Origin of the sequence: Streptomyces echinoruber (assembly GCF_014651135.1) — a bacterium.
Taxonomy (GTDB): Bacteria; Actinomycetota; Actinomycetes; order Streptomycetales; family Streptomycetaceae; genus Streptomyces; species Streptomyces echinoruber.
Genome location: NZ_BMWH01000041.1, coordinates 13,095 through 36,101 on the forward strand (window position 1 = coordinate 13,095; position 23,007 = coordinate 36,101).

A 23,007-nucleotide genomic window follows, 5' to 3' on the forward strand; every position below is an offset into this window, starting at 1 on the left:
TCGACGGGGCCCCGCACGGCGGGGCCGGGGACTGCGTCTGCGGGCAGCACCGACCCGTCCGGCGGCGTACGCCGGACCCGGAGTGATCGTGGCCCGCCTCAGGCAGCCGGCGGCGGCAGAACGAGCGTGTTCCCGTGCATGATCGACACCCTAAGTCGCCGTTTCCCGGGCGGGCAACTCCCTTTCCGCGCCGCTCGCCACGGTCGGTCCGGAGGAGGGGGCGGGGGCCGAGGACTGGGCGATGAAGGCGCCCGCCAGCACCACCACGCCGCCCGCGATCTGCGGCAGCGACAGGTGCTCGCCGAGCAGCAGCCACGCCAGCACGGCCGCCACGACCGCCTCCAGGCACGCCACGACGCCGGCCACCTGCGGCGACAGCCGCCGCACGGCGAGCACCCCGGTGACGTACGCCAGGACCGTGGCGACGAGCACGACCCAGGCCAGCAGCGCGGCGGCCGGGACGGGCCTGCCGTCCATGCGGGCGGTGTGGGCGAGCACCGACCAGTGCATGGTCCAGGGGTGGGCGACGACGGTGAGGACGGCGGCGCCGAGGAGGAGGCCGTAGGCGATGACGCCGAGCGGGTGCGGCGGTTCCCCGCCGGCCTCGGCGCCGCTGTCGGACAGGACGAAGTAGCCGACCTGGCAGCAGGCCGCGCCGAGGGCGAGCAGCAGTCCCAGGGCGTCGAACCGGAGCCCGGACCACACTTCGACGACGCAGGCGAGACCGCCGACGGCGAGGACCACGCCGAGGGCCGCGGCGCGGGTGACCGGCCGGCGCTGCACGATGCGGACCCAGCCCAGCACCAGCGCGGGCGCCAGGTACTCCACGAGCAGGGCGACCCCGACCGGGATGCGGGAGAGAGCCGCGAAGTAGCAGGCCTGGACGCCGGCCACGGCGAGCAGCCCGTATCCGGCGAGCAGGGCCGGGCGGCGGCGCGGCAGCGCCCGGTGGCGCACGGCGAGCGGCAGCATGACCACCGCCGCGGCGGCCACCCGCAGCCACACCACGTGCAGCGGGTCCAGGCCCGCCTCGATCAGCGGCTTGGCCGCCACTCCCGAACCGCCGAAGGCGACTGCGGACACCAGCGCGAGACCGGGTCCGACGCCCCGGCGGGGGTTTTCCCGACTGCTCCCGGATGTGTGCACCGGCACATGATGACAGGAGACGACAGCACCGTCATCCCCGGTGACTCCTGTCTCACCGTCCGGACGGCGGTCCCTCGGCCCGCACCACTGGCTTACGGCGCCTCCGGGGTCGACAGGCGGCGAAGGACCGGCGGAAAGCGCACGGGACAGCAGGCGACGTGCGGGACGGCGGGCGTCGCGCGGGACGGCGGACACCGCATGAGACGTACGCAGACACCGCGTGGGACGGTGGGCGCCACACGGGGCGCGGGGGATCCTGAAAAAACCCAACCCCGGAAGAACCCCGCCGGGGACCCCGAAGAGCCCTACGGGCCGCACGCCGCGCAGGCCGGGCCGACGGCTAAGCGCCCCTCGGTGCGCTCCTCGACGCGGGCCAGCACCTCACGGGCGTCGATGCCGGCGTGGGCGAGCACCTCGACGGCGCGCGCCCGGGGGTCCGCGACGATCGCCGCGAGCAGGTCCAGACCGCACGCACGGCCGTCGCCACGGCGGGCGGCGCGCTCGCACGCGTGCTCCATGGCGCCCGCGGCCAGCGGCGACCAGCCCGCGGCCTCCGCCACCACCGGGACGGCGCCCGAGTCCTCGACGGAGCCCTGCCAGCGCAGGCCGTAGCCGATGCTGCGCTGCACCAGGTAGCCCAGCAGCCGGGCCAGCCGCGGCCCGTCGTCGACCGCAGCGCGTGCCTGCGGGTCGGCCTCCAGCAACGTGTGCAGCAGGTGGGCGGTGTCGATCTGCCGGTCGCCGTCCCGCACGGCCCGGCGGCGCGCGCCGGCGACCACCGCCGCCAGCTCCTCGCCGAGCCGGGCGGTACGGTCGTCGCGGTCGCCGCCCTGGTCGTCGTGGGCCGGCTGTCGGGAGCTACGGGACTGCACACTCCCACCCCATCACTCCCCCCGGCTCCGGGCATCCCCGGCAGGAAGCATTTCCGCGTCCCACAGGAAGCGGACGACACCGGCCGGAACATCCTCCTCACGGAGGAAATCACGCCGTTCCTCCCCGGTGGCCGGACACGTGGCGGCGCCCCGCGGACCGCTCCGCGGGGCGCCGGCGGTCGGCACGGCCGCGCGCGGCGGCCGCCCGGCCGGATGCTCCTGTGGATGTCAGTCCTCGTCGGCGAGGATCAGGTACAGCTTCTTGCGGGCCTCGTTGATGACCCCGAGCGCCTTCTCGCGCTGCTCCTTGCTGCCGGTCTTCCAGACCTGGCCGAAGGCCTCCATCAGGCCGAACCCGGCCTGGCGGATGTCGTTGAGGGCTTCCCAGTCGATCCCGCGCGACGCCTCCTCCCAGGGGGCGTCGGGACCCTCGTCGGCTGCGGCGCGGCCCGTCTCGGTGAGCGAGAACAGCTTCTTGCCGCCCTCGCTCTCGCTGGTGATGAGCCCCTCGTCCTCCAGCAGTTGCAGGGTGGGGTAGACCGAGCCGGGGCTCGGCTTCCACGCGCCGCCGCTGCGCTCGGCGATCTCCTGGATCATCTCGTAGCCGTGCATGGGCCGGTCCTTCAGCAGGGCCAGGATCGACGCCCGTACGTCGCCGCGCCGTGCCCTGCCCCGTCCCGGTCCGCCGCGGCCGCGCGGCCCCCAGGGGCCGGGGCCGAACGGGCCGCCCGGGCCGAAGCCGGGACCGCCGGGGCCGAAGGGCCCGAAGGCCGCGCGCCGCCCCTCGCCCCGGCCGCGCGGGCCAAAGCCGGGACCGCGGTGACCGTGCTCGAAACCGTGCATACGCATCATCGTCACTCCATTTCGTCACTTCATCGCTGATCTGTCGCGATGACTCGACGATATATCGGAACTGTTCGGCTGACAACCCCCTGCCGTGAAGCGGCCGTAACCCGTCCCGAGGAAGGCGCCTCGGATCTCACCGGAGCTGCACCAGCCCCCGATATCGGCGACGGCCGGGGGTCGTCGCGGAGCGGGTGTGGTCGCGGAGCGGGTGCGTAGGATCGCCGGCATGGCACTGCGACCGGTGATGGTGAACATCAAGGCACTTGACGCCTCGGCGGTCGGCCGGTTCTGGGCACAGGCGCTCGGCTGGAGTACCTACAGCCCCGGCGTGACCACCTACGTCGGACCCGTCGGCGGCCTCGTGTGGCCGGACCCGGTCGCCGTCGGTATCGACGTCGTTCCCGTCCCGGAACCCAGGACGACGACGAAGAACCGTGTGCACCTCGATCTCGCCACCACCTCCGCGGCCCATCAGGCGGAGCTGGTCGCGCGCCTGAAGGCACTCGGCGCGACGCCCGCCCACGTGGGCCAGGGCAACGTGCCGTGGACGGTCCTCGCCGACCCGGAGGGCAACGAGTTCTGCGTGCTGGAGCCCCGGGAGATCTACCGGGACACCGGGCCGATCGCCGCGGTGGTGGTCGACTGCGCGGATCCGCGGGCCATGGCCCGGTTCTGGGGTGAGGCGGTGGACTGGGCCCTGCACGAAGTGACCGACGATCATGCGGTGCTGCGCTCCGCCAAGGGTGTCGGCCCGTATCTCGAGTTCCTCCGCACGCCCGGCGTGAAGACCGTGCCGGACCGCGTCCACCTCGACCTGCTGCCGTACCCCGGTGACGACAAAGCGGCGGAGGTGGCCCGGCTGCGGGCCCTCGGCGCCACCGACCTCGACCTCGGCCAGGGCGACGTCCCGTGGACGTGCCTGGTCGACCCGGAGGGCCACGAGTTCTGCGTCCTCGCCCCGTCCTGACACCTCCGTCCTGACCACCCCGCCCTGGCACGGAGCCCCGACGTTCGCCGAGACGGGTCGGGCCGCGACCGCGCGGGCACCGGCGCGGGCCGGATTCCCCCGACCGGTGCGGGCCGGATTCCCCCGATTGGCCTTGGCCCGCGGCTTCCCGCAGGCCCTAGCGTCGGACCATGCGCATCCGAATCGTCGACGCCTTCACCGACCGCCCCTTCTCCGGCAACCCGGCCGGAGTGCTGCTCCTGGACGCCTACCCGGACGACGACTGGCTGCAGAACGTCGCCCGGGAGGTCAACCACGCCGAGACGGCGTTCGCCCACCGCCTGCCGGAGGGCGGCGAGGCCGACTGGGCGCTGCGCTGGTTCACCCCGGCCACCGAGGTCGCCCTGTGCGGCCACGCCACGCTCGCCACCGCCCACGTGCTGCACACCACCGGCGCCCACGCGGGCCCGGTGCGCTTCGCCACCCGCAGCGGGGTGCTGGTCGCCACGCCCGGCGCGGACGGCTGGATCACCCTGGACTTCCCGACCGCGCCGCTCACGCCCGTCGAGGTCCCCGACGGGATCGCCGAGGCGCTGGGCGCGACGCCGCTCGCGGCCGCCGACACCGGTCCGGCCGTCGGCGACCTGGTGGTGGAGCTCGCCGACGAGAAGACCGTCCGCGCCCTCGCCCCCGACGTGCGGGCGCTGGGCCGCCACTCGGCGCGCGGCATCATCGCCACCGCCCGCGCCGCAAGCCCGGACGGCGGCTACGACTTCGTCTCGCGCTGCTTCTTCCCCAACGTCGGCATCGACGAGGACCCGGTCACCGGCAGCGCCCACACGGCGCTCGCCCCCTTCTGGTCCGACCGCCTCGGCCGCCCGGACCTCACCGGTCTGCAGGCCTCCGCCCGCTCCGGCCTGGTGCGCACCGCGCTGCGCGGCGACAGGACGCTGCTGGCCGGCCGCGCGGTCACGGTGATCGAGGGCGAGCTGCTCGCCTGAGCGGCGCGGCGGACGACCGGGAAGGGAACTCTCACGCCTCGGGTGGTCGGCCAAGGACTCACGCCTCCGGCGGCCGGGAAGGAACTCGCACCTCCGGCGACCGGGAAGGGACTCACGCCTCCGGCGGCCGGGAAGGAACTCGCACCTCCGGCGGCCGGGAAGGGGCTCACGCCGTGGGCAGCCAGCCCACCTTCCCGGCCAGCAGCGCGTACCCGACGAACGCCCCGATGTCGAGGAAGGAGTGCGCGACCACCAGCGGGCCGACCCGGCGCCAGCGCCGGTAGAGCAGGACGAACACCACGCCCATCACCATGTTGCCGACGAAGCCGCCGATGCCCTGGTAGAGGTGGTACGAGCCGCGCAGCACCGAGCTGGCGACCAGTGCCGTGCCCGGCGTCCAGCCCAGCCGGTCGAGCCGGCGCAGCAGGTAGCCGACGACGATCACCTCCTCCAGCACCGCGTTCTGCACCGCCGACAGCACCAGCACCGGGTACTTCCACCACACGTCGGGCAGTGCCTCCGGCACCACGGTGAGGTTGGCGCCGGCGCCGCGGGCGGCCAGGTAGAAGGCGATGCCCGTGCTGCCGATCACCGCGGCCAGCACGGCGCCGCGGGCGAGGTCGGGCCGGGGCCGGGTGCGGTCGAAGCCGAGGCTGCGCAGGCTCGCGCCCTCCCGCAGCAGGAAGTGCGCGACCAGCGCGACCGGCACCAGCGCCGTGGCGATCCCGAACAGCTGCCAGGCCAGGTCCAGCCAGGGCCGGCCCGGCGCGGCCGACGCGTTCATCGTCGCCGCCTGGTCCTTCAGGCCCCCCGGCTTCGTCACCGAACCGAGGAAGCTGATCAGCGCCGACACCGCGCTCGCGCCGAGCGACAGCGCCAGCACGAGCAGCGTCTCGTCCCGCAGTGTCCGGCGCGAGGGCCGCTCGTCCGGAGAAGAGTCGGCCACCGGGCCCGCTTCCGCCTGCACACACGCCTCCCATCGAGCCATCCCGCCCCGCCGGACCGCGTCCTCGCGTCCTGGCCGGGCGAGGAGGGGTGCCGTACGGGCGTACTCAGCCTCGCACGCCGTACGGCGACGGGCCGGGACGGGTCCCGGGAAGCGTGCCCCGAACCGGCGCCGCCCGGGGCCGGGCGGCGCCCCGAGCGCGGGAGAAGGCGCCCGTCAGCCCAGGGGCACCGGCTCCGGCAGCCCCACGGGCCAGGTGTGCACGGGCTCCCCGCGGTGCGTCAGCTCGCGGTAGCGGCGGGTCGTGGCCGCCAGGGCGGCCTCCCGGCTCAACCCCCGCTCCAGCGCCCGGTGGAAGGTGGCGACCTGCCACTGCGCGCCGTTGACCCGGCGCCGGCACCGCTCCTCGATCACGCCGAGGTAGAAGTCCCGGTCGGCGGGCTCCACCCCCCACGCGTCCAGGCCGGCGGCGGCCAGCGGCAGCAGCTCGTCGCGCACCAGGGTCACGGCGTCCACCTCGCCCACCCCGCCCAGGCGGCCGCGCCGGGGCCAGGCCAGGCGGGCGTCGATGCCGTGCCGGCAGGCCGCGTCGAAGTTGGCGGCGGCCGTCTCGAACGGCATCCTCGTCCACACCGGCCGCGCCTCCTCGGCCAGGGCGCGCACCAGGCCGTAGTAGAAGGCCGCGTTGGCGAGCACGTCGGTGACGGTGGGCCCGGCGGGCAGCACGCGGTTCTCCACGCGCAGGTGCGGTACGCCGTCGGCGACGTCGTAGACCGGGCGGTTCCAGCGGTAGACGGTGCCGTTGTGCAGGACCAGCTCGGCGAGTTTCGGGGCGCCGCCCGCCTCGATCACCTTCAGGGGGTCCTCGTCGTCGCAGATCGGCAGCAGCGCCGGGAAGTACCGCAGGTTCTCCTCGAACAGCTCGCGGGCCGAGGAGATCCACCGCTCGCCGAACCAGGTGCGCGGCCGCACGCCCTGGGCCTGCAACTCGGGCGGGCGGGTGTCGGTGGCCTGCTGGAACAGCGGGGGCCGCGACTCGCGCCACAGCTCACGCCCGAAGAGGAACGGCGAGTTGGCGCCGACGGCCACCTGGGCGGCGGCGACGGCCTGGGCCGCGTTCCACACGTCCGCGAAACGGCCCGGGGTGACCTGCAGGTGCAGCTGCACGGAGGTGCAGGCCGCCTCCGGCGCGATCGACCGGTGGGTGCAGGTCAGGTGCTCCACGCCCTCGATGTCGAGGCGGAAGTCCTCGCCGCGCGCCGCCACGATCTGGTCGTTGAGCAGCGTGTAGCGGTCGACGTCGGAGAGATTGGCGGAGATCACGTCGTCGCGGTCGAGCGTGGGCAGAATGCCGATCATCACGATGCCGGCGTCGACCTCGCCGGCTTTCCGGTCGGCATACGCCAGCGATGTGCGCAGCTCCTCGGCGAGCCGGTCGAATACCCGCCCGCCCAGGCGGTGCGGGGCTATGTTCACCTCCAGATTGAACATGGCGAGTTCCGTTTGGAAATCGCGGCTCGCTATGCGCTCCAGCACTTGCGCGTTCAGCATTTTCGGCATGCCGTCGGAGCCGACGAGATTCAATTCGATCTCCAGCCCCATCAGATTCTGGGGGCGGTCGAACCGCTCCTCGGCCAGCAGACGCTCCAGCCCCGTCAGGCACTGCCGGAGCTTGTCGCGGTAGCGGTGGCGATCGGACAGGTCGAAGGAGCCTGCCACGACCTTCTCACCCATGGAAGCGTCCCTCCTCGGCTGGGCGGACGGACGATCCGGCCGCCGGTGTCCCGGGTCAGGGTGGATGATGCCCCGCCGAAGCGATCGATAACGTCCCCCGGCGACCGGGGTACCCGCTACGCTGGTCCGGGAGCGCCGCAGGCACATTCACGAGGCATGCCGCACGACGCAGTTTCGAATGCCCCGTGCCTCTCGTGAAAAACGCCGATGACAACGCGCCGTCCGCGCGGAACACGTCGCCGCAGGTCAGGCCGGGGAACAGCAGGGCGGAACCGGGATCATTTTCGCATAACCGCGACCGAATGACCCCTTGCCCTACTCACCGGAAACAGTTAGACGAAACACCGTCTGAACATTTGTCGTATAAACTCTGTGCAAGGCAGAAGGTTGGCGCCCATGGTCCCGGCTGCCGCCGTTCCCGCGCACGGCGGGCCTCGTCCGCACCCTCCTCCACGGCCCGGCTCCGCCTTTCTGGCTTCGTGTTCCGATTCCTGTGAGCTGACAGCGTCGTCCGCCCCCGCCCTCGCGCCACTGTGCCTGTCGAATGAGAGGCGACCCACCATGCCGTTGCATGTCCCCCCGGCTCCCGCGCCCGCACTGCGCTCCGTCCTCACGGCACTCGGTTCCCCCACCGCGGTCCGCGAAGCCCGAACACCCTCGCTGCGCACCGCCCAGGGGCCGGCCACGCCCGAACTCCCGCTGCCCGTGCACGTCCTGGAGCAGGCACCCGCCAAGGACGCCCCGGCCACCCGGCTCGCCGGGTGGCGCTTCCTGATCCGCTGCGGCGACCGCGCGGTGGCCGCGGCGGAGACCATGCTCACCCCCGACGGGTGGGCGTTCTCGCACTTCTTCGAGGGGCCCTACGTGGCCTCCACCGAGCGCGCCCTGCAGCAGGCCGAGGCCCTCACCCACCCCTACCAGCCGCGCCTGCTGTCCGTACCCGGCCTGTACATGATCACCCTATGGCTGCACGGCGACTGCACCGCGGACGGCGGCACCGGCCACCCCGCCCCCGCCGACCTGCTCGTGCCCCTGGCCCCGGCCCCGCCCGGCATCGCGGCCCACCGGCCCTACCGGGTCGCCGAACTGCTGCCGGTGCTCACCCACCGGGTACCCCCGATCCGGCTCCTCGGCTCCCCCGCCTGACCGGCGTCCCCGCGACCGCCGCGTACCCCGCCGCCGCACCCCGGCGGCGGGGTACGTCTGCGTGCCCGCCCGGGTACGCGCGGTACCCGCGCCCGTCCGGACCAGCCCGCTTCGGCCATCGCGAACCCTCCGAAAGGACCAGGGGGTCGCACTGAACCGTCCGCGCGGGCCGGGCGTCATCAACCTGTGAGGAAGCCGTACCGCGAAATGCCTGCGGATCGACGCGCCGCGGGCAACACTGGGGTTCGTATCGACGCATCACCACGGGGGCAGCCATGAACACGACCAAGCGAAAGATCCCACCCATGTGTCAGCACCAGCCGCCGTGCCCCTCAGCCGACTCCGCCGACCGGGACTGCGCCCGTCTCGTGGCGCACCACCCGGAGCAGGGATGGAGTCTGCTGTGCAACGGCGTCGTCCTGTTCGAGGACACAGGTGAGCTCCTGCCGGACGGCCGGGTCATCGCGCCGCACCGTCCGCTGGACGCCAGCCGGGTGGTGACGGCCGCCTGAGCACCCGGTCACGGGTGCCGTCCACACGGGGTCGGCGGCGGCGCGCCGGCCCCCACGTGTGCGCCTGACGCCATGAAGGCCGCGCCGGCCCACCGGTCGGCCGACGCCCGGCGCTCCCCGGCCGCGGCGGCCCGCGGCGGCCCCGGTCCTCAAAACCCCGGTCTCGGGATTCCGGCCCTCAGGGCCCCGGTCCCGGGACCCCGGCCTCAAGATCCCGGCCCGCAGGGCCTCGGCAGCGGCCGCTGCTCGAACCAGTCGAAGGCCGCGCCGCCCTCGGTGGCGGACAGGCCGATCACCCTCCCCGTGAACCCGGTGGCGACCTGCGTGGACAGGTACCGCCCGTCGAGTTCGGCCGGCGGCAGCACCCCCGCCGGGGTCTCGACGGAGAAGGCGAGGGTGCCGGGACCGCCCGCGCGCAGCCCGGGCGCCCGCCCGGAGTCGTGACCGTGGGCGACGGCACCTCGCCGGTACGGATCCCGACCGCGAGGACGAGCGGCCCCGCCGGCACCGGGTGCTCGGCGACGCGCTTCACGAGGGACTGCAGGGGGCCGGTCGGAGCAGGACAAGACCGGTCCGGCGGACCCCGCCCGGGCGCGATCCCCGCTCGGGCGCGATCTTCGCTCGGGCGCGATCCGCGACCGGCCCGATCCGTGACCGACCCGATCCGCGCGCCCGCGCCCGGATCGCCCCGAGCCGATCGGTCCCGTCACCTGCCGAAGATCCGCCGCGCCGGGCGCGCCACCACCTTGCCGTAGCCCAGCTCCCCGCGTATCGCGATCCGCAGGTCGACGGGCGCGCCGGGGGCGGTGGCCGGGCGGACCCTGACCTTGCCGTACTCGACGACCAGACCGTCGGTGTCGATCACGATGCCGGGCCGGGTCAGCAGTCTCAGCGTGCCGAAGCGCAGGTCCAGGTCGATCTCCAGCGCGTGGTGCGGGATCACCGCGCGGGTGAAGTCGAGCACCACCTCGCCCAGGGAGGACACGATCTCCATCCGGCGCGGCACCACCCAGCCGTCGTCCCGCCGGGCCGAGCCGCCTCGCTGCTCGATGCGCACGACGTCCGCGGCCACCGGGCCGTCCTCGGGCAGGTCCGCCGTCAGTCCCGCCAGCTCCCCCAGCGTGCGGGCGGACAGGGCGGCCCCCACCCGCTCGCCCAGCTCCTCCACCGTGAGCCGTCCCTCGCCCGCGGCGACGCGCAGCACGTCCACCACCCGGTCCCGGTCCGCGTCCGAGGCCCGCAGCGCGGGCGCCGCCCCGGCACCCGCGGGCCGGCCCGCCGTACTCCCCGCCTCAGACACCCTCGCCACCTCGTCGCCCTCCTCGCCGCCACCGGTCATTGAGTTATATCGCGTTATACCTGACGACCGGTCCCCCGTCCACAGTTCCCGGCGCGGCGTCCTATCGTGACGCGCATGCAGTCCTACACGATCGGCCAGGCCGCGCGGCTGCTCGGCGTCAGCCCGGACACCGCGCGCCGGTGGGCGGACGCGGGCCGGATCCCGACCCACCGCGACGACAGCGGCCGCCGGCTCATCGACGGGCGGGACCTCGCCGCCTTCTCCGTCGAGCTGGCCAGGTCCGGGGTGGGCGAGGAGGAGCCGTCGTACACCTCGGTGCGCAACGCCTTCCCCGGCATCGTCACCGCGATCAAGCTGGGCGACGTCGCGGCCCAGGTGGAGATCCAGGCGGGCCCCCACCGGCTGGTGTCGCTGCTGACCCGGGAGGCCGTGGAGGAGCTCGGCCTCGAGGTCGGCATGGAGGCCACCGCCCGGGTGAAGTCGACCAACGTCCACATCGACCGCACCTGAGCGGCGGCCCCGCGGCCCTGGCCGTACCGGCCCCTCGGCCGTCCGTCGGTTCCCGGCGCGCGGCTGCTCCACGGGACCGGCGGCCGGTCCGGGGCCGGGCACCGCCGCGGCCGCCGGTCCGGCGACCGCTCCGCCGGGGGCGGGCTCGGGTCGTGCCTGGAACATGGGTCGGCCTCCGGGCAAGGGAGCTCGGGATCGGCACGACGGGCCCCCTCCCCTTCAGTTGACCGACTCAAGTGGGCCGGCTTCCGGGCAGCCCGGGAGGCCACTCCGGTTCACGTGAGCGCATCTGCGGCCCGAATTCCATGATCGAACCGGCTCGTGCGGTACGACAGCGAATCTACGCCTCGCATCTGCGGCAGTATCATCGCCGTACGGCCGGCCCGCGGCCGTGACAGGAGGGGTGGCCCGTGACGACCCGTACCGTGCGCCGGACCGGCCGGACACTGCAGGCGGCCGGCGCGGGAGCCGCCGCGCTGCTGGCCCTGAGCGCCTGCTCCTCCTCCGGCGACGCGTCGTCGTCCGCCCCGCGGTCCTCCGGATCGGCCGCGGCATCGGGCACGGCTGCGAGTGCGGCTTCGGGCGCGAAACGGCTCTCCGGGACGGTGACCGTCTTCGCCGCGGCCTCGCTGAAGGAGAGCTTCACGACCCTGGGCAAGGAGTTCGAGAAGGACCACCCCGGCACCAAGGTCACCTTCAACTTCGGCGGCAGCGACACCCTCGCCGCGAACATCACCGCCGGCGCCCCCGCCGACGTCTTCGCCGCCGCCTCCCCGAAGACGATGGGGATCGTGACGGGCGAGAAGGACACGGCCGGTCCGCCCGTCACCTTCGTCCGCAACCGGCTGGAGATCGCCACCCTGCCGGGCAACCCCGACCACATCTCCTCCCTGAAGGACCTCACCCGGTCCGGCCTGAAGGTCGTGCTGTGCGCCAAGACGGTGCCGTGCGGCGCCGCCGCCCAAAAGGCCCTGGACGCCGGCGGGCTGAAGGTGACGCCGGTCTCCTACGAGCAGGACGTCAAGAGCGCCCTGACGAAGGTCGAACTGAAGGAGGCCGACGCGGCCGTCGTCTACAAGACCGACGTGAAGGCGGCCGGCGGCAAGGTGGAGGGCGTGACCTTCCCCGAGTCGGCCCGGGCCGTCAACGACTACCCGATCGCCCTGCTGAAGAACGCCCCCAACCCGGACGCCGCCCGGGCCTTCATCGCCCTGGTGCGGTCCGCCGAGGGCCGGGGGGTGCTGACGCGGGCCGGCTTCCTCGCCCCGTGACCGCACCGCGTCCCTCCACCGCGGTCGGCGCCCCCACGGGCGGGCCGCGGCGCGGCCGGGTCCGGGCACCGGGCCGCGGTGTGCCCCTGCCGCTGCTGGTGCCGGCCCTGGCCGGCCTCGCCTTCCTGCTGCTGCCCCTCCTCGCCCTGCTCCTGCGGACCCCCTGGCGCAGCCTGCCGGACCAGCTGACCAGTGCGGAGGTGTGGCAGGCGCTGCGGCTGTCCCTGGTCAGCGCGACCGCCGCCACCGCCGTCAGCCTGGTGCTCGGGGTGCCGCTGGCCTGGCTGCTGGCCCGCGTCGACTTCCCCGGCCGCGGCCTGCTGCGGGCCCTGGTGACCCTGCCGCTCGTCCTGCCGCCGGTGGTGGGCGGTGTGGCGCTGCTGCTGGCGCTCGGCCGCAACGGCGTGGCCGGACGGTGGCTGGACGACTGGTTCGGCGTCACGCTGCCGTTCACCACCGCGGGAGTCGTCGTCGCCGAGGCGTTCGTGGCGATGCCGTTCCTCGTCATCAGCGTGGAGGGCACGCTGCGCGCCGCCGACCCGCGCTACGAGGAGGCCGCGACGACCCTGGGCGCGTCCCGCTTCACCGCGTTCCGCCGGGTCACCCTGCCGCTGATCGCCCCCGGCGTCGCGGCCGGCGCCGTCCTGGCCTGGGCGCGGGCGCTCGGCGAGTTCGGCGCGACGATCACCTTCGCCGGCAACTTCCCCGGCCGTACGCAGACCATGCCGCTCGCGGTCTATCTCGCCCTGCAGAACGACCCGGCCGCGGCCATCGCCCTGAGCCTGGTCCTGCTGGCCGTCTCGATCTCGGTCCTGGCCGGGCTGCGGGACCGCTGGATGACGACGCGATGAGCCCTACGACGACACGCGCGCCGGTCCCCGGGCCCGCCACGTCCGGCCGCGCTCAGCCCGCCCCGCCCGGCCCCGCCTCGCGCGCCGCCGGCCCGCACGACGTCTGGACGAGCACCCCATGACCGACCTCGCCGCCCCGCGGACCGGCGTCACCGCCGGCCAGGGCCTCGACGCGCACCTCGTCGTCGACCGCGGCGGCTTCCGCCTGGACGTCCGTCTGCGTGCCGCCTCCGGCGACGTCGTGGCGCTGCTCGGCCCGAACGGCGCCGGCAAGACCACCGCCCTGCGGGCGCTCGCCGGCCTCGTCCCGCAGGCCGGCGGTCACCTGCGGCTGGACGGCACGTCGCTGGACCGCACTCCTCCGCAGTCCCGCCCGGTCGGCGTCGTCTTCCAGGACTACCTGCTCTTCCCGCACCTCACCGCCCTGGACAATGTGGCGTTCGGGCCGCGCTGCCGGGGCGCGAGCAGGGCGGCGGCCCGCGCGCTGGCCGCCGAGTGGCTGGCCCGCCTGGGCCTCACCGATCACGCGGGCGCCAAGCCGCGCCACCTCTCCGGCGGCCAGGCCCAGCGTGTCGCGCTCGCCCGGGCCCTGGCCACGCACCCCCGGCTGCTGCTCCTGGACGAGCCGCTCGCCGCGCTGGACGCCCGCACCCGTCTGGAGGTCCGCGCCCAGCTCCGCCGTCACCTGGCGGACTTCGAGGCGGTCGCCGTCCTCGTCACGCACGACCCGCTGGACGCGATGGTGCTGGCGGACCGGCTGGTCGTCGTCGAGGACGGCCGCGTCGTCCAGGAGGGCACCCCCGCCGACATCGCCCGCCGCCCCCGCACCGACTACATCGCCCGGCTCGTCGGCCTGAACCTGTACCGCGGCGAGGCGGACGGCCACACGGTACGGCTCGACGCCGGGCCCGCCCTCACCACCACCGAGGACCTCTCCGGCCCGGTCTTCGTCGCCTTCCCACCGAGCGCGGTCACCCTCCACCGGGAGCGGCCCGCCGGCTCCAGCGCCCGCAACCTGTGGCGCTGCGAGGTCGCGGGCCTGGAGACGCACGGCGACCAGATCCGCGCCGACCTCACCGGCGAACTCCCGCTCGCCGCCGATCTGACCACGGCCGCCGCGGCGGACCTCGGCCTGCATCCGGGCGCACCGGTCTGGGCGGCCGTCAAGGCGACCCAGACCCACGCGTACCCGGCCTGACCTCCTCCCCGGCCCGCCTCCCCGCCGGGCCCGACCCGTCTGCCGGCCCGACATGCGGAAGGGCTCCGCCCTGCCCGGACGGAGCCCCACCGACGTGCCGTGCCCGGCCCCGCGTCAGCTCTCGTACGCGTCCAGCGGCGGGCAGGAGCACACCAGGTTGCGGTCGCCGAAGGCCTGGTCGATGCGGCGCACCGGCGGCCAGTACTTGTCCGCGGCCGTGACACCGCCCGGGAAGACGGCCTCCTCACGGCTGTAGGGGTGCGTCCACTCCCCGCCGAGCGCGCCCGCGGTGTGCGGGGCGTTGCGCAGCGGGTTGTCGTCCTTGGGCCACTCCCCCGAGCCGACCTTCTCGATCTCCGCGCGGATGGCGATCATCGCGTCGCAGAACCGGTCCAGCTCCGCCAGGTCCTCCGACTCGGTCGGCTCGATCATCAGCGTCCCGGCCACCGGGAAGGACATCGTCGGCGCGTGGAAGCCGTAGTCGATCAGCCGCTTGGCGACGTCGTCCACGGTCACCCCGGTCGCCTTGGTCAGCGGCCGCAGGTCGATGATGCACTCGTGCGCGACCAGCCCGCCCGGCCCGGTGTACAGCACCGGGTAGTGCGGCTCCAGCCGCTTGGCGAGGTAGTTCGCGGACAGCACGGCCACCTGCGTGGCCCGCTTCAGGCCCTCGCCGCCCATGAGACGGACGTAGGCCCACGAGATCGGCAGGATGCCCGCGCTGCCCCACGGCGCCGCCGAGATCGGGCCGACGCCGGTGGCGGGGCCGGCCTCGGGCTGCAGCGGATGGTTGGGCAGGTACGGCGCCAGGTGGGCGCGTACGGCCACGGGGCCGACGCCGGGACCGCCGCCGCCGTGCGGGATGCAGAACGTCTTGTGCAGGTTCAGGTGGGAGACGTCGCCGCCGAAGTGGCCGGGCTTGGCCAGGCCCAGCAGGGCGTTGAGGTTGGCGCCGTCGACGTAGACCTGGCCGCCGGCGTCGTGGACGGCCGCGCAGATGTCGGCGACGTGCGCCTCGAACACGCCGTGCGTCGACGGATAGGTGATCATCAGGACCGCCAGCTCGTCGCGGTACTGCTCGATCTTCGCCCGCAGGTCCTCGACGTCGATCTCGCCGTCCTCGGCGGTCTTCACCACGACGACCTTCATGCCGGCCATCGCGGCGCTGGCGGCGTTGGTGCCGTGCGCGGAGGACGGGATGAGGCAGACGGTGCGCTGCTCGTCGCCGTTGGCCCGGTGGTAGGCGCGCACCGCGAGCAGACCGGCCAGCTCGCCCTGCGACCCGGCGTTGGGCTGCAGCGACACCTTGTCGTAGCCGGTGAGCTCGGCGAGGCGCTCCTCCAGCTCGCGGATGAGCGTCAGGTAGCCCTCCGCCTGCTCGGCGGGCGCGAAGGGGTGCAGTTGCCCGAACTCCGGCCAGGTGACCGGCTCCATCTCGGTGGTCGCGTTGAGCTTCATCGTGCACGAGCCCAGCGGGATCATGCCGCGGTCCAGCGCGTAGTCCCGGTCGGCGAGGCGGCGCAGGTAGCGCAGCATCGCGGTCTCGGAGCGGTGCTGGTGGAAGACCGGGTGGGTGAGGTAGTCGTCGTCGCGCAGCAGCGGCTCGGGCAGCGCGTCCGCCGCGGCCGCGTCCAGCACCTCGACGTCGCCCTCGACGCCGAACGCGGACCACACCGCGTCCAGGTGGGCCCGCCTGGTGGTCTCGTCGCAGGCCAGGGAGACGTGGTCGGCGTCGACGAGCCGCAGGTTGACGCCGTTGTCGCGGGCGGCGGCGACGACCTCGGCGGCCCGGCCCGGCACCCGCGCGGTGACCGTGTCGAAGAAGCTGCCGTGGACCACCTCGACACCGCCGGCCCGCAGCCCCTCGGCGAGGATCGCGGCGTACCGGTGGGTGCGCCGCGCGATCGTCCTGAGGCCCTCCGGCCCGTGGTAGACGGCGTACATGCCGGCCATCACCGCGAGCAGCACCTGCGCGGTGCAGATGTTGCTGGTGGCCTTCTCCCGGCGGATGTGCTGCTCGCGCGTCTGCAGGGCGAGACGGTAGGCCTTGTTCCCGTCGGCGTCGACGGAGACGCCCACGAGCCGGCCGGGCAGGCTGCGCGCGAACTGCTCGCGCACCGCCATGTAGCCGGCGTGCGGCCCGCCGAAGCCCATCGGCACGCCGAACCGCTGCGTCGTGCCGACCGCGATGTCCGCGCCCAGCTCGCCCGGCGACTTCAGCAGGGTGAGCGCGAGCAGGTCGGCGGCGACGGTGACGAGCGCGCCGAGCTCGTGCGCCTGGTCGATGACGGGCTTGAGGTCGCGTACGGCGCCGGAGGCGCCCGGGTACTGGAGCAGGACGCCGTTGATCTCCCGCTCGGCGAGCTCGGCCGGGATGCCGTCGCCGAGGTCGGCGACGACCACCTCGACGCCGGTCGGTTCGGCGCGGGTGCGCAGCACGGCGACGGTCTGCGGCAGCGCGTCCGCGTCGACCAGGAACAGGCCCTTCTTGTTCTTCCCGACGCGCCGGGACAGGGCCATCGCCTCGGCCGCGGCCGTCCCCTCGTCGAGCAGCGAGGCGCCGGAGGTGGGCAGGCCGGTGAGGTCGGCGACCATGGTCTGGAAGTTCAGCAGCGCCTCGAGCCGTCCCTGGGAGATCTCCGGCTGGTAGGGCGTGTAGGCCGTGTACCAGGCCGGGTTCTCCAGCACGTTGCGCAGGATGACGGGCGGCGTGAAGGTGCCGTAGTACCCGAGCCCGATCATGGAGTCGAGGACCTGGTTGCGGTCGGCGAGCGAGCGCAGCTCGGCCAGCACCTCGGCCTCGGTGCGGGCGCCCGGCAGGTCGAGCGCGTCGGCGCTCTTGATGGCGTCCGGCACCGCGGCGGCCGTGAGCTCGTCCAGTGAGCCGTAGCCGACGTGCGCGAGCATCTTGGCCCGGGCCTCGTGGTCGGGGCCGATGTGCCGCTGTTCGAAGGGCGTGCCCTGTTCGAGCTCACAGAGCGGTGTGCGACGGGCGGTCATGGGCGGAGGCCTCCTGGTCTGACGCGACCTGCGAAGGGCACCACGGAGCGGGTACCCCGAGGGCCTCCCCCTCTGTCATCCGGACCTGAGAGCTTCACCGGGCCGCTGCGCGGATCCCGGCTTTCACCGTCGGTGAGAGCGGGAGCCGCCGGCACCCGCTCTGCTTTCCAGAGTGACCTCACCCGTGCGGTACGTGGGCCTGAGAGATTCCGGGGAGGGTTTGCTCCTTCGGCGCCTCCGGCGGTGCCGGGGGACTCTCCCGCACGGGGTCTGCAGCCGTTTGCCAGCCTACCAGCGGGCACCACTCCCGGAACCTCGAGTGGCCGCCTCCCGGATTGTGCTCTTTCGTAGTGCTTAGTAGCTCTCACGGCTGAGGTGCGACCAAGCAGGATGCGACCAGGAGGTGGGCCCGTGCAGACCGACATCGATCCGCGCAGCCTGATCGGCCGCAAGGCCTTCGACCGCAACGGCGTCAAGATCGGCACGGTGGACGAGGTCTACCTCGACGACGCCACCGGCGTACCGGAGTGGGCCGCCATACGCACCGGCCTGTTCTCCCGGGACGCCTTCGTCCCCCTGGAACCCAGCGAGCTGGTCGACGGCGTCCTGCGCGTCCCGTTCGACCGCGCCCTCGTCAAGGACGCCCCCGACCTCGGCGTCGGCCGCCACCTCTCCCCCGAGCAGGAGCTCCAGCTCTACCACCACTACGGCCTCGACGCCGCCCCGCCGTCCCCGGCCCCCGACCGGGACTTCGGCACCCTGGCGGGCAAGGACGAGCCCTGAGGGCACCGGGCCACCGCCACCCCCGAGAGCACCGGACGGCCCGGACCTCCGCCGGTCATCCCGCGAAGGTGGCAAATGGCCCGGACTTGCGCCGATCGCCCGTGAGAGTGGCGGGCGGTCCTGTCTTCCCTCCGCCCGCGCGGGCCGGCTCCGACGGCGCGGCGCGGGGACACTGGCCTCGTCATCGGCGCCCGTCCCCTTCCCCGTCCCCCGCTCCGGCGGCGACGGGCCACGCGCCGCCCACCGGACCCGCGGGGCGGGCCGGTCCGGCCGTCCCGCCTTCCTCCGCCCCGGTCGTCCCGCTCTCCCCGGATCCGTGCGGCGCCGGCGGTACCAGCGGCAACGGCTCCGCGGGTTCCAGGTCCGGGTCGTCGATCCGGAACGTGCGCACCCGCCCCGGCCGCGAGTCCGGCGTCTCGAACCGCACGGTGACCCGCCCCAGCCCGCTGCCCTGGACCCATCCGTGCCCGTACTCGGCGTGCCGGACGTCGTGTCCCGCGAGCCAGCGGCGCTCGGCGGGCCCACGCTCCCCCTCCTGCGCCGCCTCGGCCGGGTCCTCCCGCCCGTCCTCCTCCGTGCGCTCCCCCGCCGCCTGCGCGAACAGGTCCTCCTGCGTGTAGTCGGCCAGCCCGCTGACGCCCACGCCCAGCAGCCGCACCCCGCCGGTGGTGTCGACCGAGTCGAGCAGCCGGGCGGCCGCCTCCCGCACGACGGCCGGGTCGTCGGTGGGCCCGCGCAGGGTCTCGGACCGGGTGAGCGTGGAGAAGTCGTACCGGCGCACCTTCAGCACGATGGTCCGGCCGGACAGCCCGGCCTCCCGCAGCCGCCGCACGCAGCGGTCGGCCAGCCGCCGCACCTCCACCCCGATCCGGATCCGGTCGTGGAGGTCCACGTCGTAGGTGTCCTCCACGGACACCGACTTCGCCTCCCGCTCGGCGACCACGGGCCGCTCGTCTCGCGCCAGGGCCATGGCGTACAGCGCGTGCCCGTGCGCCTTGCCCAGCAGCCGTACGAGCTCGTCCTCGCCCGCCTCGACGAGCTCGTCGACGGTGGTGATCCCGGCCCGCCGCAGGTGGTCGCCGGTGGCCGGGCCCACGCCCGGCAGCGTGCGGACCGGCATCGGGCCGAGCAGCGCCCGCTCGGTGCCCGGCTCGATGACGACCAGCCCGTCCGGCTTGGCCTGCTCGGAGGCGATCTTGGCGAGCATCTTGGAGGCGGCGAGCCCGACCGAGCCGGTGAGCCCGGTGACGGCCCGGATGTCCGCGCGCAGCTTCGCGCCCACCAGCCGCGCCGACTCCTCGTCCCAGGCTGCTCCCCCGGCCTCCAGATCCACGAACGCCTCGTCCAGACTGAGCGGCTCCACCAGCGGCGACAGCTCCCGCAGCAGCCCCATGACCTGCTCGCTGATCGCCCGGTAGAAGCCGAATCGCGGCACCAGGTACGCGGCGTGCGGCGCCAGCCGGCGGGCCTGGGACATCGGCATCGCCGAGTGGACCCCGAACACCCGGGCCTCGTAGGAGGCGGTGGCGACCACGCCGCGCGGCCCGAGTCCGCCCACGACGACGGCCTTCCCGCGCAGGCTCGGTTTGGCCGCCTGCTCCGCCGAGGCGTAGAAGGCGTCCATGTCGAGATGCAAAATCGTGGGCGCGGTTCTCACGCCTTCGATGCTGCCCTACGCCACTGACAACGTCCCGGCCGCCACTGCCAACGCCCCCGCTCGCACCGGTCGGCGCGGCCGGCTCACACGGCCCGGTTGCGCCGCCGCGCCAGCTCGTCCGCGGGATGGTGCCCGACGAGGGTCTCCCCGGTGTCGACGCGCTCGCCGTGCAGCTGCGACAGCGCGTTCTCGACGTCCCGCCACACGACGCCCACGGCGATTCCGAAGATGCCCTGACCGCCCTGGAGCAGGGCGTGCACCTCGTCCGGCGAGGTGCACTCGTAGACCGTCGCGCCGTCGCTCATCAAGGTCAGCCGCTCCAGGTCGCGGAAACCGCGTTCCCTGAGGTGCTGCACGGCGGTGCGGATGTTCTGCAGCGAGACCCCGGTGTCCAGGAACCGCTTCACGATCTTCAGGACGACGACGTCCCGGAAGCTGTACAGGCGCTGCGTGCCGGAGCCGTAGGCGGGCCGCACGCTCGGCTCGACCAGGCCGGTGCGGGCCCAGTAGTCGAGTTGCCGATAGGTGATGCCGGCGGCCGCGCAGGCGGTCGGTCCGCGATAGCCGATCTGCTCGGACGCCATCGACGCCGCCCCTTTGCTGTCCGGCACGGCCGTGGGTCGCTGCGGAGCGTGACCGGCCGCGCTGCCGTGCGGGGCGTATCCCCTGCTCGGGCGCAGCCGGGAGCCTGCGGGAGGATACGGACCGCTGCTCACGAGACTGCGTCCGGGGGCGCTCCCGGCCCTGCCGTCGCCGCTGCTTCCCACGCCGACCTCCGTCCTTGACCTGCCTTCTCGACGGTAGGCAGTCACCAGGGGTGCGTCAACGATCGCCACACTCGGCACGCCGAGTGATAATCACCCTAAGAGTGGTTTCCCGTACCCCACCGCGGGGAAAGGCTAGCCGAATGCTTGCGCGGGGAGCCGCAGGGCGCCTTCCTGCGCCCCGGGACATGCCTTCCGGACTCGTGCCGGCCCTCGTACCGGGCCGCCGAGCGGCCCTCACGGCGCGGGGAACGCCGTCCTGAAGGGCGGCGCGGGGAACGCCGTCCTGAAGGGGCGGCCGGCCGTCCTCACTGGTTGCTGGTGCCGAAGTCCTCCGGCGAGATCTGGTCGAGGAACTCGCGGAACTTCTCCACCTCGTCCTCCTGCTCGTCCGGGATGGCGATACCGGCGTCGTCCAGCACCGTCTCGCTGCCGTAGATCGGCGTCCCGGTGCGCAGGGCCAGCGCTATGGCGTCGGACGGGCGGGCACTCACCTCGACTCCGCTGGCGAAGACCAGCTCCGCGTAGAAGACGCCTTCCCGCAGGTCGGTGATGCGTACTTCGGTGAGCTCCTGGCCGACGGCCTCCAGCACGTCCTTGAACAGGTCATGGGTCAGCGGTCGTGCGGGGGTCATGCCCTGCTGGGCGAAGGCGATGGCCGTCGCCTCCCCCGGTCCGATCCAGATCGGGAGGTAGCGATCGCCCCCCACTTCACGCAGGAGCACGATCGGCTGGTTGGAGGGCATTTCGACCCGGACACCTACGACATCGAGCTCGTTCACACAGCAACCCTAGGCCGTGTCCGGGACGTTTGGGTAGTCGGGCAGCCGTCGGGCGGCGGATCCGCCGTCCGGGCCGCGGCGGGTCCGCACTCCGGCGCGGTGCCCCGCCGGGTGGCGCCGCTCAGGGCAGCCGCACGCCGAGCGCCGTCTGGACCAGGGCCGCGTGCAGTTTGACGGTGAGCGCGGCGAGCTCCTTGGTCCGGGCCTGGGCGTGGGCCCTGGTCTGCGGATTGCGGTGGCGCTTGAGCGGGGCGACGACCTGGTCGATGAGCCCGGCCTCGCGCTCGGCGGCCGCCTTCATCATCCGCAGGTGCCGCGGCTCGATCCCGAACCGGCCCAGCTCGGCGACGAGCGAGGCGACGGTGGCGGCCTCGGCGTCGTAGACGCCCTCCTCCAGCGGAGTGACGAGCCCGTACGACTCCCACTCCTTCAGCTCCTGCTCGTCGATGCCGGCGGCGGCGAGCAGCTCGGCCCGGCCGATCCGGGCCCTCGAGGGCCCCTCGGGAGGGTCGGCGGCCGGTTCCCCGGAGCGCTGCCGGCCCAGCGCGGGCAGCTGCACCGGCTCACCGCGCTCCATGGCGTCCAGGTACTCGCGGATCACCTTCAACGGCAGGTAGTGGTCCCGCTGCATCCTCAGGACGTGGCCGAGGCGCTCGACGTCCTCGGCGCTGAACTTGCGGTATCCCGAGGGGGTCCGCCGCGGTTCGACGAGCCCCTCCGACTCCAGGAAGCGGATCTTGGAGATGGTGACCTCGGGGAACTCCTCGCGCAGCACGTTCAGCACCGTGCCGATGCTCATCAGCCCACTGTCCGTGGCGGCGGTGCCGTCCCCGGCACCGCCGCTCGGTGTTCGCAGCATGGACCTTCCCTGGGGGATTCCCCGGACCGGAGTCCGGGGGAGGGTCAGATGCCCTGCCGACTGGTGTAGAAGACCAGCCGGTACTTGCCGATCTGCACCTCGTCGCCGTTGTGCAGGGCGACCTCGTCGATCCGCTCCCGGTTGACGTACGTGCCGTTCAGGCTGCCCACGTCGGCCACCGTGAACGTGCCGTCCGGGGCGCGGCGGAACTCCACGTGGCGCCGGGAGACCGTCACGTCGTCGAGGAAGATGTCGCTCTGCGGGTGGCGCCCGGCCGTGGTCAGGTCGCCGTCCAGCAGGAAGCGGCTGCCCGCGTTCGGGCCGCGGCGCACCACCAGCAGGGCCGAGCCGGCCGGCAGGGCGTCGACGGCCGCCTGCGCCTCCGGCGAGAGCGTCGGCAGCGGGGTCTGACCGGTGGCCTCGGCGTCGTAGGCCTCCAGACCCGAGATGGAGATCGTGGACGTCGTCTCCGAGGGGCGCTCCGGCGTGGCTCCGGCGCGCAGCGGGGCACCGCAGTTGGAGCAGAAGCGGCTGTTCTCCGCGTTGCGGTGACCGCACCTCGTACACACCAGGGCCGACATGGACGGTTCCTCCTGCCGCGGCTGCCCCGCGGGGGCGTTGGACGGGTACGGGCCGGCGGCAAACTCTCCACCCGCACTCGAGGTTGACGGCTGTCCGAAACCTATGCCTCCGGCTTGGGCAGGGTCAACCGACGGCGCGCCCTGGCCCCCTGAAACGTCACCGCCCGGACCAGCGACCTGGTCCCGGAACAGCGGACGCCGGCCCTCCGCGCCGGGCTGTGCGCGATGACGGGCGGTGGCGTTGTCGCTGCCCTCTCGCGCGCTCTTGCCGAACAACTTCGCAAACAACTTCACGGGCGATT

At 74.0% G+C, this 23,007-nt stretch carries 22 protein-coding genes and 1 riboswitch; of the genes, 9 read left to right on the forward strand and 13 right to left on the reverse strand.

Going from position 1 to position 23,007, the window contains the following annotated elements:
• Positions 1-150: 150 nt before the first annotated feature.
• The 3 genes from IE225_RS30505 to IE225_RS30515 all read right to left on the reverse strand — a co-directional run bounded on the left by IE225_RS30505 (position 151) and on the right by IE225_RS30515 (position 2,867).
• Complete coding sequence (locus IE225_RS30505) at positions 151-1,152, reverse strand: EamA family transporter (RefSeq protein WP_190060893.1); 1,002 nt, start codon at positions 1,150-1,152, stop codon at positions 151-153.
• Positions 1,153-1,451: 299 nt separating this feature from the next.
• Positions 1,452-2,018 carry a Clp protease N-terminal domain-containing protein gene (locus IE225_RS30510; RefSeq protein ID WP_190060894.1) on the reverse strand — a complete coding sequence of 189 codons (567 nt, stop codon included), beginning with the start codon at positions 2,016-2,018 and terminating at the stop codon, positions 1,452-1,454.
• A gap of 228 nt (positions 2,019-2,246) precedes the next feature.
• Positions 2,247-2,867, reverse strand: coding sequence for a PadR family transcriptional regulator (locus tag IE225_RS30515; protein ID WP_190060917.1), 621 nt, complete (start codon positions 2,865-2,867; stop codon positions 2,247-2,249).
• 223 nt (positions 2,868-3,090) lie between these two features.
• Here IE225_RS30515 and IE225_RS30520 point away from each other — a divergent pair, with 223 nt between their 5' ends.
• Both IE225_RS30520 and IE225_RS30525 read left to right on the forward strand, forming a co-directional pair.
• On the forward strand, positions 3,091-3,831 hold the full coding sequence (locus IE225_RS30520; RefSeq protein WP_190060895.1) for a VOC family protein: 741 nt from the start codon (positions 3,091-3,093) through the stop codon (positions 3,829-3,831).
• Between the two features lie 170 nt (positions 3,832-4,001).
• A complete protein-coding gene (locus IE225_RS30525; protein WP_190060896.1) occupies positions 4,002-4,811 on the forward strand; it encodes a PhzF family phenazine biosynthesis protein in 810 nt (269 codons plus the stop codon).
• A 166-nt stretch (positions 4,812-4,977) separates the two neighbouring features.
• Here the strand turns inward: IE225_RS30525 and IE225_RS30530 are convergent, their stop codons facing one another.
• Positions 4,978-5,778: a CPBP family intramembrane glutamic endopeptidase gene (locus IE225_RS30530; RefSeq protein WP_190060897.1), complete on the reverse strand. Its 801-nt coding sequence runs from the start codon at positions 5,776-5,778 to the stop codon at positions 4,978-4,980.
• Between the two features lie 195 nt (positions 5,779-5,973).
• Positions 5,974-7,491, reverse strand: a complete 1,518-nt coding sequence (locus tag IE225_RS30535; RefSeq protein ID WP_190060898.1) for a glutamate-cysteine ligase family protein — start codon at positions 7,489-7,491, stop codon at positions 5,974-5,976.
• Between the two features lie 561 nt (positions 7,492-8,052).
• Here IE225_RS30535 and IE225_RS30540 point away from each other — a divergent pair.
• A complete protein-coding gene (locus IE225_RS30540; protein ID WP_190060899.1) occupies positions 8,053-8,637 on the forward strand; it encodes a hypothetical protein in 585 nt (194 codons plus the stop codon).
• A 305-nt stretch (positions 8,638-8,942) separates the two neighbouring features.
• On the forward strand, positions 8,943-9,149 hold the full coding sequence (locus IE225_RS30545) for a DUF5999 family protein (protein ID WP_190060900.1): 207 nt from the start codon (positions 8,943-8,945) through the stop codon (positions 9,147-9,149).
• 206 nt (positions 9,150-9,355) lie between these two features.
• On the opposite strand, the gene IE225_RS30550 is transcribed toward IE225_RS30545, so the two are convergent.
• Together IE225_RS30550 and IE225_RS30555 are read right to left on the reverse strand one after the other, a co-directional pair.
• Entirely contained in the window at positions 9,356-9,514 is a 159-nt protein-coding gene (locus tag IE225_RS30550; protein ID WP_190060901.1) for a beta-xylosidase family glycoside hydrolase, read from the reverse strand.
• Between the two features lie 341 nt (positions 9,515-9,855).
• Entirely contained in the window at positions 9,856-10,458 is a 603-nt protein-coding gene (locus IE225_RS30555; protein ID WP_373303290.1) for a DUF1707 SHOCT-like domain-containing protein, read from the reverse strand.
• Positions 10,459-10,563: 105 nt separating this feature from the next.
• On the opposite strand from IE225_RS30555, the gene IE225_RS30560 reads away from it, so the two are divergent.
• The 4 genes from IE225_RS30560 (at position 10,564) to IE225_RS30575 (ending at position 14,279) form a co-directional block, all read left to right on the forward strand.
• The gene (locus IE225_RS30560) at positions 10,564-10,959 is read left to right on the forward strand and encodes a TOBE domain-containing protein (protein WP_190060903.1); all 396 of its coding nucleotides are present in this window, start codon (positions 10,564-10,566) and stop codon (positions 10,957-10,959) included.
• A 410-nt stretch (positions 10,960-11,369) separates the two neighbouring features.
• Complete coding sequence (gene modA / locus IE225_RS30565) at positions 11,370-12,230, forward strand: molybdate ABC transporter substrate-binding protein (protein WP_190060904.1); 861 nt, start codon at positions 11,370-11,372, stop codon at positions 12,228-12,230.
• Complete coding sequence (gene modB, locus IE225_RS30570; RefSeq protein WP_190060905.1) at positions 12,227-13,081, forward strand: molybdate ABC transporter permease subunit; 855 nt, start codon at positions 12,227-12,229, stop codon at positions 13,079-13,081. The genes modA and modB overlap by 4 nt, the downstream gene beginning before the upstream one ends.
• A gap of 118 nt (positions 13,082-13,199) precedes the next feature.
• Positions 13,200-14,279 carry an ABC transporter ATP-binding protein gene (locus tag IE225_RS30575; RefSeq protein ID WP_190060906.1) on the forward strand — a complete coding sequence of 360 codons (1,080 nt, stop codon included), beginning with the start codon at positions 13,200-13,202 and terminating at the stop codon, positions 14,277-14,279.
• 114 nt (positions 14,280-14,393) lie between these two features.
• Here the strand turns inward: IE225_RS30575 and gcvP are convergent, their stop codons facing one another.
• Positions 14,394-17,279 (reverse strand): aminomethyl-transferring glycine dehydrogenase, encoded by a 2,886-nt coding sequence (gene gcvP / locus IE225_RS30580; RefSeq protein ID WP_190060907.1) that lies wholly within the window; start codon positions 17,277-17,279, stop codon positions 14,394-14,396.
• A 177-nt stretch (positions 17,280-17,456) separates the two neighbouring features.
• Positions 17,457-17,551: riboswitch (glycine riboswitch) on the reverse strand.
• 139 nt (positions 17,552-17,690) lie between these two features.
• Between gcvP and IE225_RS30585 the strand changes: the two genes are divergently transcribed.
• Entirely contained in the window at positions 17,691-18,062 is a 372-nt protein-coding gene (locus IE225_RS30585; protein ID WP_190060908.1) for a PRC-barrel domain-containing protein, read from the forward strand.
• 181 nt (positions 18,063-18,243) lie between these two features.
• Here the strand turns inward: IE225_RS30585 and IE225_RS30590 are convergent, their stop codons facing one another.
• From IE225_RS30590 to IE225_RS30610, 5 genes are all read right to left on the reverse strand, one after another.
• Entirely contained in the window at positions 18,244-19,719 is a 1,476-nt protein-coding gene (locus IE225_RS30590) for a DNA polymerase IV (RefSeq protein WP_190060909.1), read from the reverse strand.
• Between the two features lie 83 nt (positions 19,720-19,802).
• Positions 19,803-20,486 (reverse strand): MerR family transcriptional regulator, encoded by a 684-nt coding sequence (locus IE225_RS30595; RefSeq protein ID WP_190060910.1) that lies wholly within the window; start codon positions 20,484-20,486, stop codon positions 19,803-19,805.
• A 305-nt stretch (positions 20,487-20,791) separates the two neighbouring features.
• On the reverse strand, positions 20,792-21,265 hold the full coding sequence (locus IE225_RS30600) for a bifunctional nuclease family protein (RefSeq protein WP_190060911.1): 474 nt from the start codon (positions 21,263-21,265) through the stop codon (positions 20,792-20,794).
• Between the two features lie 121 nt (positions 21,266-21,386).
• On the reverse strand, positions 21,387-22,124 hold the full coding sequence (gene ftsR / locus IE225_RS30605; protein ID WP_190060912.1) for a transcriptional regulator FtsR: 738 nt from the start codon (positions 22,122-22,124) through the stop codon (positions 21,387-21,389).
• Between the two features lie 44 nt (positions 22,125-22,168).
• Positions 22,169-22,999, reverse strand: coding sequence for a zinc-ribbon and FHA domain-containing protein (locus IE225_RS30610; protein ID WP_190060913.1), 831 nt, complete (start codon positions 22,997-22,999; stop codon positions 22,169-22,171).
• Positions 23,000-23,007: the final 8 nt, after the last annotated feature.